Consider the following 14249-nt stretch of genomic DNA (forward strand, 5'->3'; position numbering starts at 1 on the left):
TGTTAAGTCAGATGGAAACATCTGACTTTTAGTGTTATAGATAGTTTTTTACTAATACTATTGATTGAAATTCTTCGCGATAATTTCGGTTAAAGCCTTAACTTTTTCTACAGAAGTTAATTCGTAGCGGTATTCATCTTCAATACTGCCCATTTTGGATTCGTTGTTCCTGAAGGTCATTTTACTGGCTACAAATTCCTTGGCCGAGGCATGGAATTGCGTTGCACCGGTTTTATCAATCAGCTGTTGAATATTGGTTTCATTTATTCCGGCGCCAGGCATAATGGTAATTCGGCCATTTGCTTTTTTTATCAGCTCTGCCAATTTTTCTGCCCCAATAATAGCTGAAGAAGCACCTCCGGAGCTCAGTACCCTTTTTATTTTGAGTGAGATCAAATCCTCAAGGGCCTGGTCCATATCATTACTCATATCAAATGCCCTGTGGAAAGCTACATCCATCGGTTTAGCCAGCTCAATTAGTTCAGCGCATCTCTCTTTGTCAATGGTGCCATCTGCTTTAAGTATTCCAATAACTACGCCTTCACAATTTAATGATTTACAGATTTTTATATCTTCTTTCATTAGTTCGAACTCAATATCAGAATATAGGAAATCTCCTCCACGCGGACGGATAATTGGCCAAACTTCTATAGACAGATTTTTTTTGGCTAAAGAAATTTGCGCATAACTGGGCGTAGTTCCACCTTCAGCCAGATTATCGCAAAATTCGACTCTTTTTGCACCACCATTTTGCGCAGCCAGGGCTGATGTATAAGAATTGGCACATACTTCTAAGCAAGCAATTGCAACTTCACTCATTATATTATTTATTTTTTTGTATTATTCCAAGATTCTTAACCTGCAGTAAAATATATTGATAGTCGAAGCTCGGTTATCTTTAGCTAATAATAACTTTTGCCCTTAATTAAAAGATCTTGTTTTTCTGCATTGCAAACTGCATAACTGAAACCTTGCTGAATGGCATAAGCTCCATATTCTCCTTTTTTGTTGATGGCTAAAAATCCTACCTGTATGTTTTTGGCCGTTTCGGGCTTCTTTTTAATGATACGCATAACCGCTTCTTTACAAGCGTTTTCAGGTGTATAACCCTGGCGCATGAGTTCTACTACTAAAAACGATCCCACATTCCGTACCACCTCTTCACCTACACCCGTTGAGGTCGCGCCACCAACTTCATTGTCTACATAAAGACCCGCGCCAATAATCGGGCTGTCACCAATTCTTCCGTGTAATTTATAGGCCATTCCACTGGTGGTACAGGCGCCAGAAATATTGCCTTTAACATCAATTGCCAACATGCCAATGGTATCGTGGTTATACTGGTTGCCCGGGAGTTTTTGCGGGGCAGCTTTCTGATAAAGTTTGTTTTCAATATTCATTACAGGCGCATATTTTGCTGTTTTCAGCCACTCTTTCCATGCTTTTTCGCTGGCAGGAGTAAGCAGGTTCTCTTTTTTGAAGCCCTGCTCTAACGCAAATTGCAATGCACCATCGCCGGCCAGCATTACGTGCGGTGTTTTTTCCATCACTTTACGTGCTACCGAAATCGGGTGTTTAATATGCTCCAGAGCTAAAACTGCGCCGCAATTACCCAATTCGTCCATAATACAGGCGTCGAGGGTAACATGGCCATCACGGTCTGGCAAACCGCCATAACCAACAGATTGGTTGTGCTCATCAGCTTCTGGTACCCAAACGCCTTGTTCTACGGCATCTAAGGCACGTCCGCCAGAGGATAAAACTTTCCAGGCATCGGCATTTGCAGCGATTCCAAAATCCCATGTAGAAATTACGATGGGAAAATTCCCTGCTTTTGATGATTTTTTTGGAAGTACTTCAGCTATACTGTTTTTATCGATGGCAAGCAATCCGGCCGATAGGGCAGATGCTTTTATAAATTTCCGGCGGTTAAACATTTTATTTTCGGATGGTTTAGTGGTTTTTAATTGTCGTGTTGTAAACCGGTAGATCTTGTTTGATCATTGAGGTTTTAACACAGGTTATTTTTAGTAATTAATCGTTTTACTTCTGGTAGAAGATGGTAATTCATAATGAGTAATGCCCGGTATTTAATTATGGATTACTTATCCTTCAATCGTAAATTTATCCGCATCTTTTAAAAACGGGAATTGTCTCCTGATTTTAACCAGCTCTTCATAATTGATGCTGAATGTATATAGATCTTCATCCTCTGGTTTATAATAAACCGTGTTTCCATAAGGGTCTAAACACATCGATAATCCGCTGTGGTAAACCTGGTTCCCGTCATGACCAACTCGGTTTACGGCAATTACGTAACTCTGATTTTCAATTGCCCTGGCCGGTATTAGTGCCTTCCAATGTGCTGATCGTTTATCGGGCCAGCTGGCTACCAGGAGTAAGATATCGTATTCTTGCCCCACATTACGTAACCAAACCGGAAAGCGGAGGTCGTAACAAATGGCCAGTCTGATTTTCCAGCCTTTAAGTTCAACTATCAGTTTTTCTTTACCTGGACTAAAGTGTTGATCCTCATCGCCCATACCAAAGAGGTGGCGTTTATCGTAATGCTGGTTTTTGCCATCCGGTTCCATCCAGATCAGGCGGTTAAAATATTGATTGTTTTCTTTTATAATTAAGCTTCCGGTAACTACACAGTTGTACTGATAAGCCATTTTTTGCATCCATTGCATCGTTTTTCCACCCATTTCTTCTGCCAGGGCTTCAGAATTCATGCTAAAGCCTGTATTGAACATTTCGGGTAAAATAATAATATCGGTTTTCTCCCTTACACCCATTGATAATCTAAGTGCCAGATTTAAAAGGTTTTTCTCAATGTTTTCCCAAAAAAGATAGGCCTGAAAAACGGTTACTTTCAGATTTTCTATTTGAGTGTAAACAGGTGCTTCCATTTTTTATAGGTTTAGTCTGGTTAAACGTTTTTTAATTTCCCGGCAGCTAATGCAAGTGTTGTGTTCTCTTTGGCGAAGCAGAACCTGATAATTTTATGGTCGGTTGCTTTCTGGTAAAATGCAGAAACCGGAATGGTGGCCACTCCAAATTCTTTAATTAACCTGATGCTAAAATCCGTATCCTTCTCGTCGCTGATATCGCTGTAGCTTGCACACTGAAAATAGGAACCTTTGCATGGCAGAAGTTTAAAGCGGCTTTCGGCCAGGAGATTTCTAAAGTAATCTCTTTTCTGCTGAAAGAAACTGCCTATTTCAGAATAATTTTTAGGTTCTTTAATATAATCGGCAATTGCTTGCTGCATGGGACTATTAACGCTGAAAACATTAAATTGGTGTACCTTTCTAAATTCTTTGGTTAATTTCTCTGGCGCCAGGCAATAACCCAGTTTCCAGCCGGTAGCATGTAGGAGTTTGCCAAAAGAGGCTACAATAAAACTTCTTTGCCTTAATTCCGGATAGCACATTACACTTTGATGCTTTTGTTCATCGTAAATCAGATGTTCATAAACTTCGTCGCTCAGGATTAAAATATCGGTTCCCGTAATGAGTTTTATGAGCGATTTCATATCATCGGGCGATAAAATACTTCCGGTTGGATTTTGCGGAGTATTTAAGATGATCATCCTTGTTTTTGCTGTAAACAGCTTCTTAACCATGTCCCAGTCAATGGCATAAGTGGGAGGGGCAAGTTCGTATGTTTTAACCAGGCCACCTAACAGCTTAATTGTTGGTGCATAACTATCGTAAGCCGGTTCGAAAATGATCACTTCATCGCCTGCGTTAATAATGGCAGCCAATGCGGTAAAAATAGCTTGCGTTCCGCCTGCGGTAACCGTAATTTCTGTTTCAGGATTATATTTTATGTTATATAGCTTCTCAACTTTCTCTGCAATGGTTTCTTTCAGGAATGTAGATCCGGGCATAGGTGCATATTGATTAAAACCATCCTGCATGGCTTTATTTACCAATTCAACTAATTTTGGATCGCAGGGATAGTCAGGAAATCCTTGAGAAAGATTAATAGCATTGTGTTCTGCGGCAAGTTTACTCATCACCGAAAAGATGGTGGTACTTACACCAGGAAGTTTAGATTGTATGTTAAGCATCTTATAAGCGAAAATAGGGAAAAAAAAGCTTAAGGCATAAAAACCTGCACCAAAAGCCCAGTCATATAGTTGCACAATTGTAGTTGTACATGAAGGAAAAATTTTCTCGCAATCATTAAACCCTCATCTTAAATTAGCGTCAATAACTCAATAACCAACATCTTAATCTGTTAACCATACCTAAACTTTAGGTTGAGAATTTTGTATTATTTCAAATATATTTCTGCTTATTTAAAATTGTTCCAAATAAACTGCTTTCTTTGCAATTAAAATCTCAAATATCCATTAAATATGAAGTTTAAACACCTAACTGCTGCTTTTATACTGTTAATAGGTGCATCTGCATTTGTTAGCCCAAAAAAGGCTTTAAGAACATTTGTTTCCAATTACGAAAATGTATTGGGTACATCGCTTGAATTAAAATTTAAAACCAACAGCCAGGCTGATGCAGATTTAGCCGAAGAACGTACACTAAAGGAAATAGATAGGCTGGATGATATTTTAAGTGCTTATAAAACCAACAGCGAGTTTAGTAAATGGATGAGAAATGGTAAACAAACTACCAAAGTTTCACCAGAATTATTTGAAGTATTAAAGCAATTCGAAAACTATAAGGTACTAACCAATGGTGCTCTTGATGCATCAGCCAAAGCAATAGGCGATGTTTGGAAACAGGCCGCTGCCGAAGGCCGTTTACCTTCAGCTTCAGTATTACAGCATGCAGTTGCCTCGGTTAAACAAAAGCATTACCTTTTAAATGAGCACGAACAAACAGTTACCCGTTTGGATGATGTGCCCTTAGCTTTAAATTCTTTTGCAAAAAGTTATATTATCAATAAGGCTGCTGAAAAAGCTGCTCAAAGCGCAGGAATTGAAAACGTGGTTGTGAATATTGGTGGCGATATGGTAATTAAAGGAAATGAGCCTGAGGCTATTGAAATAGCAAACCCTAAAGCTGATGCCGAAAATGATGCCGCGCTTACTACAATTAAAGTGTCTAACATGGCTGTGGCAACCAGTGGCAATTACCGCAGAGGTTTTAACGTAAATGGAAAATGGTATTCACATATCGTTGATCCACGCACTGGAAAACCTGCTTCAGAAATCATCAGTGCAACAGTTATTGGTCCTGACGCCAGTGAAGCAGGCGCCCTGGCTACTTCTTTTAATGTGCTTTCCATTGCCGAAATTGAAGCATTAACCGCTGCCAGGAACAATATTGCATACTTGTTGATCACTAAAGACGGAAAAGAAATTAGAAGCAAAGAGTGGTCTAAGTACGAGGTTGCACTAACGAAACCAGTTACGGCCTTAGAAAAAGTAAATAAAGCTGAAAAGCTTTGGAATACTAAGTATGAGTTAGTGGTGAATTTAGAAATTGCCAATATAGAATCTACTGATGGTAAACGTATCCGTCGTCCATTTGTGGCAGTGTGGATTGAAGATGAGGCAAAAACTCCGGTACGTAACCTGGCTATCTGGTATAATAAACCACGTTGGTTGCCCGATCTGAAATCATGGAACCGCGCCAATGGCGAAGAATTTAAAAAAGGAGCCGAAGGGAAATTGAGTTCAACCAGCTCAGCTACTCGTGGTCCCGGTAAATATAGCTTATCATGGGATGGAAAAGATGATAGCGGTAAATTGGTAAAAGCAGGGATTTATACCGTTTTTATCGAAGTTGCCCGTGAGCACGGAACTTACCAGGTGATTGCCAAGGAAATGAAATTTACAGGCTCGGCGCAAAAGGTAGAATTAACACCAAATACAGAACTAGCATCAGCATCCCTTGACTACAGAAAAATCGAAACCTCAAAAAAATAACGTCGTCCCTGCACCAGGTGGCCTGGGGAAAAAACAGGTTAAAAAAAATAGCGGAAAAGGTAAGGGTAAAAAGCGTTTAGCTGGTTTATCGCGCTGGCTGCACATTTATTTATCAATGGTGAGTTTTACCATCCTGCTATTCTTTGCAGTATCGGGTTTAACCTTAAATCATGCAGATTGGTTTACTTCCGGTAAGGAGCTGGTTACTAAAGATTCCGGATCAGTAAACTTAAAATGGGTAAACCAACCCGATACCAATAAGATCAACAAGTTGCAAATTGTTGAGTTTTTTAGGAATAAGCATGGGGTTAAAGGCGCCTTGAGCGATTTCAGGATAGATGACAGGGAACTGAGTTTAACATTTAACGGACCTGGCTATCTGGCCGATTCCTTTATAGACCGCGAAACCGGTAAATATGAATTAACCACAACCAGGTTTGGCGCTATAGCCGTGATTAATGATTTGCACAAAGGAAAGGATTCTGGTAAGGCATGGTCCTGGATCATTGACATTTCAGCTGTGCTGATGACCCTCGTGTCTATCTCGGGTATCATTCTCATCTGTTTTATCAAAAAGAAGCGCTTAAGTGGTTTTATTATAGCAGCGGTGGGTACAATTATTTGCTATTTAATTTACAAGTTATTTGTGCCGTAAGTTAACCCCTCAAGACACTAAGGGCATTGAGATGATCTCTTTGTGTTCTTAGTGTCTTTGTGATAAAATATTAGTGCGCTACAACCGTCGAATCAGACGATGCCTCCACTTCGGTGGTGATAAACCTTCTGCCAATTAACAGGCAGCCTAAGGCGATAAACGCAGCTGCCGTCATTACCAATGGCATAGGAACAACCGAATGTTCGTTAAATAAACTTACCGCTACCGAAGCCAGAGCACCCAGGCCCATTTGCAAAGCGCCCATTAAGGCAGATGCACTACCCGCATTTTTTGTAAAAGGTGCAAGGGCTAAAGCTGCTGCATTTGGGTTAATTAAACCTAAGCAGGCCAAAAACAATGCAATAAAACCAATTGTAGCATATAAATTTAACCAGTTATTTAAAGCGAAAACCAAAAAGATTAAACTGAAAATACATTGTGCAGTAAGTGCGTAGGTTACAATGTTTTTACTGCTAAACCATTTTAATAATAAACTGTTCACTTGGCTAGAACCAATAAACGATACCGACAGCAAAGCGAATATCCAGCCATAACCTGTTTTATCTACTTCATAAATCTTCATAAATACTGTAGGAGAGGATGATACATAGGCAAACAAACCCGAAAAGGTAATGGAGCTGATTAGTGCATAGGTATAAAATTGTGGTTCTTTCAGAACGGTAAAGAAATTGGTTAAAATGGGCTTAGGCTTTAAAGAATAACCAGGATCGGGTTTGTAGCTTTCCGGTAATTTAAAAATAGAGGCCAACAGCATTAAAACAGCCATCAGGCCTAAAAATATGAATACATACCTCCAGCCGAATGCCGAAATTAAATAGCCGCCTCCTGTTGGCGCCAGCATAGGCGAAACAGCAATTACCAGCATTAAAGATGCAAATACCTTAGGGCTTTCATCTACAGAGAATAAATCCCTAACCATCGCTACCGAAGCTACTGCAGTAGCACAGCTCCCGATAGCCTGTACGAAACGCAAAACAATAAGCTGATTTACATTGGTTACAGCTAAACATAATACAGAAGATAAGATGTAGAGCCCCAGGCCAAAATATAAAGGTTTTTTACGGCCATATTTATCAAGCAAAGGACCGTACAAAAGCTGGCCAACAGAAATCCCGATAAAAAAGCTCGATAAAGATAATGCTACTGTAGATTCGGTACTTTTTAGATCTTTTGCAATATCCAAAAAACCCGGCAGGTACATGTCAATCGAGAATGGGCCAAGCGCAGCAAGTGATCCCAAAATAAGTATCAAGAAAAAGTGTTGTTTTTTAGCCATAAAATTACCCGAATTTGATGGCGCAAAGATTGTGAGATTTAAGTTGCTAACCTATTTTTACCGTCGAACGATTGTAAAAAATCATCATATTAATCTGATTTAATATTAAAGTATGGCAGGTGCGTAATCTTTGTGTTATCTCTGTTAAAAATAGACGCTTCTTTGTGCTAAAATATGTGATTTATTTTTAGATTTATAGTCTATGACTTTTAAAACGAAAGAAAGCCGTTTACTACTTGTTCTGGGTAGTTTTTTTGTGGCCAATGCCATATTATCAGAGTTTATTGGTGTTAAATTATTCAGCGTAGAAGAAACGCTTGGGATCAAAAAATTTAATATTAACCTGCTTGGTGTTCCTAACCTGTCGTTCGTGATGTCTGCAGGGGTATTAACCTGGCCGATTATCTTCATCATGACCGATATCATAAATGAATATTTTGGTGTTAAACAGGTTCGTTTTTTATCTGTTCTTACTGCTATTCTCATTGCTTTTGCCTTTATGGTAGTTTGGGGCTCCATGCATTTAAGTGCAGCCGATTTTTGGGTACATCAAAACATAAATGGCGAAGACCTGAACATGAATAATGCATTCGCTGGCATTTTTGGACAGGGGATGTGGATTATTGTAGGTTCCATCACTGCTTTTATTATCGGGCAGCTGGCTGATGTACTTATTTTTCACCGGATTAAAAGAATTACCGGAGAGCGTGCACTATGGTTGCGGGCAACCGGCTCAACATTGGTTTCTCAGCTTATTGATAGTTTTGTGGTAATTTTTATCGCTTTTTATTTAAATCCGCAATACCATTACAGCTGGCAAATGGTAGCCGCAATAGGTTTGGTGAATTACACTTATAAATTCATTGTGGCTATTCTAATGACACCTATTTTATACATTGTACATACCATTATAGATGGTTATCTAGGTAAAGACCTGGCCCATAAATTGATTAAAATGGCCGGCAGGGGATAAAATCATACCAATAGCATGATGAAAAGATTAAGCATTTTAACATTCGTAATAGGACTTTCGTTAATGGCCTGTTCAAATAGAAAGGAAAGCGGAAAAAACCTGGAGCTTGAAGGTACCTGGCAATTGATTTCGGCTACAACCATAGATAAAGGAAAAAGTGAAACCACTGATTATTCAGGAAAACTAAAAATGATCAAAATGTTTAACGATAGTCATTTCGCATTTTTGAAACACAGTCTTGATCCCAAAGATAGCACGAGTTTTGATGCAGGAGGAGGGACCTATGTTTTAAAAGGTGAAGATTATACCGAACACCTTGAATATTATAAAAATAAGGACTGGGAAGGCAAAATATTTAACTTTAAGCTGGCTATTCATCGCGATACATTGATCCAAAAAGGAATTGAGAAAGTTGAAGCTGCCGGTGTTGACCGTATAATTATCGAGAAATACCTTAAAGTAAAATAAAAGTAAAAGGTCAGACTCGCTCTGACCTTTATACTTAACAACAAAACAAATAAAAAAATAACCTTAAAATAAATTATAGGCTTGCCAATTCTTCGGCAAAAACGTTTCCACTCAATTGCTCTTGTTTGTAAATCTGCCTGCCGGTATAGGCCACAAAAACAGATTGATCTAAAAGCAGGTCGCGGTTTTTAATCAAACTTTCCAGCTTCACGGTTCCGACTACATATTTATAACTGCTAGCCGCATAGCGCTCGCTGATGTTATCAAAATTCAGCAGGGTGATCAGATCTTCATCCGCATAACGCAGGTAAATTTCCAACAGGATATCTTCCGTATGTTTTACACTGTTTTCCGAGTGATATTTTTTGTATTCATAACGATAATCGTAACGCAACGCGGCAATATCAGAAAGTACGGCTGCTCCAGTAGGATGGCCACCTGCGCCTTTACCATAGAAAAACTGTTTATCTGCAAATGCTGCCTGAACTGCAACTGCATTGTACTCGTTTTCTACGTTGTAAAGAAAATCATCTTTCGTCACCAGTTTAGGGAGTACATAAGTTACAATATCCTTTGTATTAACCTTACGCGCCGTAGGAACCAACTTGATTTTAAAGTTTTTCTCACGCGCATATTTAATGTCATGGTTGGATAGGTTCTGTATACCGATGTTTAAAATGGCATCAGGGTTTACGAATAAGCCATAAGCATGTGCAGTGGCAATGGCTAGTTTATATTTCGGATCGTAACCACCCACGTCCAAAATAGGGTCGGTTTCTGCAAAACCTAAATCCTGAGCCTCTTTTAATGCCGAATCGTAACTTTGGTTCTTGTCAAATATTTTCGAAAGAATATAGTTGGATGATCCGTTAAAAATACCACTCAGGGCATGGAATAATTCGTTGTCATAATACTCTTCCAGGTTGCGGATAATTGGGATACTGCCACAAACAGCCCCTTCGTACAATAAAGAAGTACCATACTCTTGTTGTAGATCTACCAGCTCTTTTAAGTGCGTAGCGATCATTTTTTTATTTGCAGATACTACATTTTTACCATTTTTTAATGCGGTAGTTACAATTTCGTAGGCCGCATCGGCATCATTAATCAGTTCTACAATCGTATTGATTTCTGTATTATTCAGTATTTCGTTGCGATCAGTTGTAAACAGATCCTTATTAAGGGTACGCTTTTTTCTTGGGTCTTTTATGGCGATTTTAATGATCTCCAGGTTCAGGTTCTGGCTTTGGATAATATCCAGTAAACCTTGTCCCACAACCCCGAAACCAAATAAACCGATTTTTAGATTTTTACTCATTGTTATAAATTGATTATACAGATAGACGGATTAAACCGTTATAGCTGTTCTTATTTTTGTAATTTGTTTTAATTGTATGAGGTATCTGGCCCATCACCTTCCACCTTTAAGCTCTTAATCTGCTGCCTTTCTAAGCGGTATGCTGCAACTTGATAATCTTTTTATTGCGACTTTCTTTGATGAAATTTCCGATGATATTGGTCAGGGCATCTGTTTCGATCAGGAAACCATCGTGGCCATAATCAGAATGTAAAGCGATAAATTCTGCCTCGTTAATGTGGTCAGCTAAATATTTTTGCTCAGATAACGGGAATAAAACATCATTTTCTATGCCGATTACCAAAGTGTTTGCTGTAATCAGTTTTAAGGCATCAGCAATGCTTTTGCGGTTACGGCCAACATTGTGGCTATCCATTGCCTTGGTTAAATAATAGTAGCTATAAGCATTAAAACGGTTAATCAGCTTTTCTCCCTGGTAATTCTGGTAAGAAGAAGAACGGAAGTTATCGGTTTTATCATTTACACTTTCTACCTGGGTGCTTCCATAAGCATTATAGGTTCTGTAACTTAATAACGCAATGCTGCGTGCAGTTTTTAAGCCTTTGCTGCCTCCGTTTGGTTGGTTGGCATAAAAAGTTCTATCGGTAGTAATGGCCAAACGCTGACTTTCGTTAAAAGCAATTCCCCATGGAGAATGGGCCGCATTGGTGGCAATCAGGATCAGGTTTTCGATTTTATTCGGTTCTGAAATACTCCACTCAACAGCTTGTTGCCCACCCAAAGAGCCACCAATTAATAATTTAATATAATCTATGCCCAGGTGCGAAGCCAATACCTGGTGTGCCGATACGAGGTCGCGTATGGTAAACTGTGGGAACGAAAGGTAATAAGGTAAACCTGTTACCGGGTTAGTGCTTAAGGGGTTTGTGCTACCGTAATGCGAGCCTAATACATTGGCGCAAACAATATAGTGCTCTTCGGGATTAAATAGCGCATTTTGGCCAAACAAACCTTCCCACCATTCAAAAACATCTGCATTGGCAGTAAGCGCATGGCAAACCCAAATTACATTGTCTTTATTGGCGTTTAATTTGCCATAAGTTTGATAGGCAATTTGCAGGTTGCGGATTTTTTTTCCACTTTCTAACCTGAACAGTTTATTATGATTATAAGTTTCTCCTAAATTCCCCAATGGAGACTTTGAAGCACTATGGTTATTACTATTATGCATTTTGTAATGTTGTTGTTGTTAAAAAACCTTTAAGGAGTTGTGAGTCTAGTTCTGTAAACTCACTTCTGGGGCAGTAGCATTAATTTTTGCAAAAGCCTGTTCGAAATCGGCTTTAATATCATCAATATGCTCAATGCCTACCGATACCCTCAAAGCATTTGGTTTTACGCCTGCTGCTAATTGTTCTGCTTCGCTTAGCTGCTGGTGTGTTGTAGCCGAAGGCTGGATGATCAATGTTTTTGCATCACCCACATTAGCCAGGTGCGACACCAGTTTTAAATTATCAATTACCTGGGTTGCATGTTCTTTGCTTCCGGCTAATTCAAAAGATAAAACCGCACCAAAACCATTCCTTAAATATTTTTTAGCCAGGCCATTATATTTACTGCTGGCTAAGCCCGGGTACTGAACCTCTTTAACTAAAGGATGGTTTTCTAACCAGGTTGCCAACTCAAGGGCATTATCTACATGGCGTTGAACACGAAGTGATAAAGTTTCCAAACCCTGTAATAAAAGAAAAGAATTGAAAGGAGAAAGGGAAGGCCCTAAATCTCTCAGTCCTTCTACGCGCGCCCGGATAATAAACTGAATATTGCCGAATGGCCCGCCGATGCCAAAAACATCGCTGAAAACCAAGCCATGATAGCCTTCTGAAGGTTCAGAGAACTGAGGAAATTTCCCATTGCCCCAATTGTAGTTTCCGCCGTCAACAATAACACCTCCTATACTTGTTCCGTGGCCACCAATCCATTTGGTTGCCGACTCTACCACAATATTAGCACCGTGTTCCAATGGTTTAAACAAATACCCTGCTGCTCCGAAAGTATTGTCGACCACTAAAGGAAGATCGTATTTTTTTGCAATTGCGGCAATTTTCTCAAAGTCGGGCACACTAAATGCAGGGTTGCCAATGGTTTCAAGGTAGATTGCTTTGGTTTTATCCGTTATTTTAGTTTCAAACTCTTCAGGTACATCCGGATTTGCAAAATCAACATGTATACCCAAACGTTTAAAAGCTACTTTAAACTGGTTATAGGTTCCGCCATAAATGTGCGAAGAAGAAACGATACTGTCGCCCGCTTGAAGGATATTATTTAAGGCAATAAACTGGGCAGCTTGTCCTGATGATACTGCTAAGGCTGCTACACCGCCTTCTAAAGCCGCAATGCGTTTTTCGAAAACATCATTGGTTGGATTCATGATCCTGGTGTAGATATTTCCAAACTCTTTTAAAGCAAATAAATTGGCGCCGTGTTCGGCACTGTTAAATCCGTAAGAAGTGGTCTGGTAGATAGGCACGGCTCTGGAACCTGTTGTTGGATCTATTTCCTGACCTGCGTGTAATTGTAAAGTTTCAAATTTATATGATGTTGACATGATTGCTATTTTATTTGTTGAACGATTAGATATGTAGATATGCGGCTTAGGACAATCCTAAAACCTAGCAGGGCGTATCCCGATTTCCCGGGACCTTCCAGTTTGAAAAAAAAACAAAAAAGGAAGATTTTTTAGATTACTGTATGCAACAGCACATACAGGTAACCGCACGCATATCGCAACAAATAGAAGAAATAGAAAATTGTTCTACCTTTTTCTGTTTTGCACCGGGCTCGCTTAGCGATTGAAGATTTAATGTTTTCATCAGTTCTAATTTATATCTCCGAACAACACCGTGTTATCCGGTCAGGATTTGGCACCTTCTCTTTCTGAGGGTTGCCAGTGGGTCATCGAGCCAGTCTCTCGCCACTTCTTTATAAATCAACCCGTGAAGATTGACTTTTATTTAGCTTTCCGCCAAATAATATTTCAAATGTCTTAAATTAATTTTAATTCACAAAATAAAATTTCGAATTAATGTTAACGTATTGATAATGAGTATTGTATTTTTGTTTTTGAAGAACAGACTTAAACTTTTAATATAAAATTAATGCTTAAAATTCTAATTTTGTGTTACCTACCTAAATCCAATGATGATAAAAAAAACAAAATCTCTGTGCCTGGTACTGTTATTTAGTATAACGTACTTAACAAATGTAAAGGCTCAATTCGGTGGTTTAAAAGATAAGTTGTTAAAAATTGGTACTGCCCAGGGTGCTAAAGCTTTGGGCGTAGATAAATTTTTAAAGCAACCCGCCGCCATTACCACCAGTTTCGAAGACGTAAACCGGGAAGGTGAAAAAATGCCCGATTTTTTAACGGCCTTAAAATTAAAGCCCCAACCTTTATATTTATTACCTAAAAATCCTGAAGGTGGTTTTGTACTTTGCGAAGGACTGTACGAAATGATTGTTATGATAAAAACAAATTTTACGCAGCTATATTATAGTTATTTTTATAGCTGACTTGATTTTTAATAACTGCAGCAATTCTCAATGCTATTTTGTTTCTAACGGCATTAATTATGC

14 protein-coding genes and 1 riboswitch are annotated in these 14249 nt (G+C 39.0%); of the genes, 5 read left to right on the top strand and 9 right to left on the bottom strand.

The window, feature by feature from the left end; all coding sequences use genetic code 11:
- Positions 1–57: 57 nt before the first annotated feature.
- The 4 genes from ACFSR6_RS22450 to ACFSR6_RS22465 form a co-directional block, all read right to left on the bottom strand.
- Positions 58–819 carry a copper homeostasis protein CutC gene (locus ACFSR6_RS22450; protein ID WP_379083232.1) on the bottom strand — a complete coding sequence of 254 codons (762 nt, stop codon included), beginning with the start codon at positions 817–819 and terminating at the stop codon, positions 58–60.
- An 83-nt stretch (positions 820–902) separates the two neighbouring features.
- A complete protein-coding gene (locus ACFSR6_RS22455) occupies positions 903–1937 on the bottom strand; it encodes a N(4)-(beta-N-acetylglucosaminyl)-L-asparaginase (protein ID WP_379083234.1) in 1035 nt (344 codons plus the stop codon).
- Between the two features lie 168 nt (positions 1938–2105).
- Positions 2106–2912 (bottom strand): nitrilase family protein, encoded by an 807-nt coding sequence (locus tag ACFSR6_RS22460; RefSeq protein WP_379083237.1) that lies wholly within the window; start codon positions 2910–2912, stop codon positions 2106–2108.
- Positions 2913–2932: 20 nt separating this feature from the next.
- Complete coding sequence (locus ACFSR6_RS22465; protein WP_379083240.1) at positions 2933–4078, bottom strand: methionine aminotransferase; 1146 nt, start codon at positions 4076–4078, stop codon at positions 2933–2935.
- A 291-nt stretch (positions 4079–4369) separates the two neighbouring features.
- Here ACFSR6_RS22465 and ACFSR6_RS22470 point away from each other — a divergent pair, with 291 nt between their 5' ends.
- Positions 4370–5902, top strand: coding sequence for a DUF2271 domain-containing protein (locus ACFSR6_RS22470; protein WP_379083242.1), 1533 nt, complete (start codon positions 4370–4372; stop codon positions 5900–5902).
- Entirely contained in the window at positions 5868–6557 is a 690-nt protein-coding gene (locus tag ACFSR6_RS22475) for a PepSY-associated TM helix domain-containing protein (RefSeq protein WP_379083244.1), read from the top strand. The genes ACFSR6_RS22470 and ACFSR6_RS22475 overlap by 35 nt, the downstream gene beginning before the upstream one ends.
- Positions 6558–6627: 70 nt before the next feature.
- Here the strand turns inward: ACFSR6_RS22475 and ACFSR6_RS22480 are convergent, their stop codons facing one another.
- Positions 6628–7854, bottom strand: coding sequence for a multidrug effflux MFS transporter (locus tag ACFSR6_RS22480; RefSeq protein WP_379083247.1), 1227 nt, complete (start codon positions 7852–7854; stop codon positions 6628–6630).
- Between the two features lie 202 nt (positions 7855–8056).
- Between ACFSR6_RS22480 and ACFSR6_RS22485 the strand changes: the two genes are divergently transcribed.
- The gene (locus tag ACFSR6_RS22485) at positions 8057–8827 is read left to right on the top strand and encodes a queuosine precursor transporter (RefSeq protein ID WP_379083250.1); all 771 of its coding nucleotides are present in this window, start codon (positions 8057–8059) and stop codon (positions 8825–8827) included.
- A 15-nt stretch (positions 8828–8842) separates the two neighbouring features.
- Complete coding sequence (locus ACFSR6_RS22490) at positions 8843–9295, top strand: hypothetical protein (protein ID WP_379083252.1); 453 nt, start codon at positions 8843–8845, stop codon at positions 9293–9295.
- Between the two features lie 73 nt (positions 9296–9368).
- Here ACFSR6_RS22490 and ACFSR6_RS22495 read toward each other — a convergent pair whose 3' ends face one another.
- From ACFSR6_RS22495 to ACFSR6_RS22510, 4 genes are all read right to left on the bottom strand, one after another.
- Positions 9369–10613, bottom strand: a complete 1245-nt coding sequence (locus ACFSR6_RS22495) for a homoserine dehydrogenase (RefSeq protein ID WP_379083254.1) — start codon at positions 10611–10613, stop codon at positions 9369–9371.
- A 130-nt stretch (positions 10614–10743) separates the two neighbouring features.
- Positions 10744–11844, bottom strand: a complete 1101-nt coding sequence (locus ACFSR6_RS22500; RefSeq protein WP_379083257.1) for a homoserine O-acetyltransferase family protein — start codon at positions 11842–11844, stop codon at positions 10744–10746.
- 45 nt (positions 11845–11889) lie between these two features.
- Positions 11890–13221 (bottom strand): O-acetylhomoserine aminocarboxypropyltransferase/cysteine synthase family protein, encoded by a 1332-nt coding sequence (locus tag ACFSR6_RS22505; protein WP_379083259.1) that lies wholly within the window; start codon positions 13219–13221, stop codon positions 11890–11892.
- A 136-nt stretch (positions 13222–13357) separates the two neighbouring features.
- A complete protein-coding gene (locus ACFSR6_RS22510) occupies positions 13358–13486 on the bottom strand; it encodes a hypothetical protein (protein ID WP_379083262.1) in 129 nt (42 codons plus the stop codon).
- A 7-nt stretch (positions 13487–13493) separates the two neighbouring features.
- Positions 13494–13604: riboswitch (SAM riboswitch) on the bottom strand.
- 207 nt (positions 13605–13811) lie between these two features.
- Between ACFSR6_RS22510 and ACFSR6_RS22515 the strand changes: the two genes are divergently transcribed.
- Entirely contained in the window at positions 13812–14186 is a 375-nt protein-coding gene (locus ACFSR6_RS22515) for a hypothetical protein (protein ID WP_379083264.1), read from the top strand.
- Positions 14187–14249: the final 63 nt, after the last annotated feature.

Origin of the sequence: Pedobacter vanadiisoli, from assembly GCF_042684385.1 — a bacterium.
GTDB classification, from domain to species: Bacteria; Bacteroidota; Bacteroidia; order Sphingobacteriales; family Sphingobacteriaceae; genus Pedobacter; species Pedobacter vanadiisoli.

Excerpts from the sequence above, each read along its gene's own strand:
- ACFSR6_RS22515 (WP_379083264.1), top strand. The coding sequence starts at position 13,812 with ATGATGATAAAAAAAACAAAATCTCTGTGCCTGGTACTGTTATTTAGT.
- ACFSR6_RS22460 (WP_379083237.1), bottom strand. The coding sequence starts at position 2,912 with ATGGAAGCACCTGTTTACACTCAAATAGAAAATCTGAAAGTAACCGTT.
- ACFSR6_RS22500 (WP_379083257.1), bottom strand. The coding sequence starts at position 11,844 with ATGCATAATAGTAATAACCATAGTGCTTCAAAGTCTCCATTGGGGAAT.
- ACFSR6_RS22450 (WP_379083232.1), bottom strand. The coding sequence starts at position 819 with ATGAGTGAAGTTGCAATTGCTTGCTTAGAAGTATGTGCCAATTCTTAT.
- ACFSR6_RS22505 (WP_379083259.1), bottom strand. The coding sequence starts at position 13,221 with ATGTCAACATCATATAAATTTGAAACTTTACAATTACACGCAGGTCAG.
- ACFSR6_RS22510 (WP_379083262.1), bottom strand. The coding sequence starts at position 13,486 with ATGAAAACATTAAATCTTCAATCGCTAAGCGAGCCCGGTGCAAAACAG.
- ACFSR6_RS22495 (WP_379083254.1), bottom strand. The coding sequence starts at position 10,613 with ATGAGTAAAAATCTAAAAATCGGTTTATTTGGTTTCGGGGTTGTGGGA.
- ACFSR6_RS22480 (WP_379083247.1), bottom strand. The coding sequence starts at position 7,854 with ATGGCTAAAAAACAACACTTTTTCTTGATACTTATTTTGGGATCACTT.
- ACFSR6_RS22470 (WP_379083242.1), top strand. The coding sequence starts at position 4,370 with ATGAAGTTTAAACACCTAACTGCTGCTTTTATACTGTTAATAGGTGCA.
- ACFSR6_RS22490 (WP_379083252.1), top strand. The coding sequence starts at position 8,843 with ATGATGAAAAGATTAAGCATTTTAACATTCGTAATAGGACTTTCGTTA.
- ACFSR6_RS22485 (WP_379083250.1), top strand. The coding sequence starts at position 8,057 with ATGACTTTTAAAACGAAAGAAAGCCGTTTACTACTTGTTCTGGGTAGT.
- ACFSR6_RS22465 (WP_379083240.1), bottom strand. The coding sequence starts at position 4,078 with ATGCTTAACATACAATCTAAACTTCCTGGTGTAAGTACCACCATCTTT.
- ACFSR6_RS22455 (WP_379083234.1), bottom strand. The coding sequence starts at position 1,937 with ATGTTTAACCGCCGGAAATTTATAAAAGCATCTGCCCTATCGGCCGGA.